Annotated in this window: 1 pseudogene; it reads right to left on the reverse strand. The window is 58.0% G+C overall.

Features of this window, described 5'->3' with window-relative positions:
• Positions 1-555 (reverse strand): annotated as a pseudogene (locus A3722_RS25365) (transposase); the annotation flags it as partial.
• Positions 556-629 lie beyond the last annotated feature (74 nt).

Here is a 629-nt window from a genome sequence, read left to right on the forward strand (position 1 = left end):
GTAGAGCGTCAAAAATGACGATGGGATACATCCGGTCCAGCGCCCGGGACTGCCATTCCCGAACCTCATCCAGCACCGCATCGGTCACGCGGCTGATCAAGTCTGGCGAAACTTGCAGGCCATAGACGTCCTCAAGATGAGCACGGATGTCGCGGACGGTCAGACCGGCGGCGTAAAGCCCGATAATCTTGTCATCCATCCCATCAATGCGGGTCTGCCCCTTCTTCACCAGTTCAGGCTCGAAGCTGCCGTCTACCACCCGGCAGGCGATTGCAAAGCAATCTGCCGAGAGGGCCGGTCCCGCGGCACAGCGATAGGCAGTTCGCCGTCTTGCCCCTTCAATCTCTTGGCAGATGAGCCGTTGCGACGGTTGGCCTGATCAGGCGGGGCATCCTTGCCGTCTTCATAGCCCAGATGTGCCGTCAGCTCAGCACCGAGCATCCGCTCCATCAGCTTGATCTTGAGCTCTTTCATTAGCCCGGCATCGCCAAGCAGGTCTTCAGGCCGCTCGCAGCCCTTCAGTAGTTCGTCCAGCAGTTCCTTGGATATGGTCATCGTCCTTGCTCCTCTCAGGAAGCATGGACCAGTTCGCAGTTACACAAAAGATCGGACACTCTCCAAATCAGATC

The sequence above is a fragment of the Sulfitobacter sp. HI0027 genome, from assembly GCF_001634775.1.
Classification (GTDB): domain Bacteria; phylum Pseudomonadota; class Alphaproteobacteria; order Rhodobacterales; family Rhodobacteraceae; genus Sulfitobacter.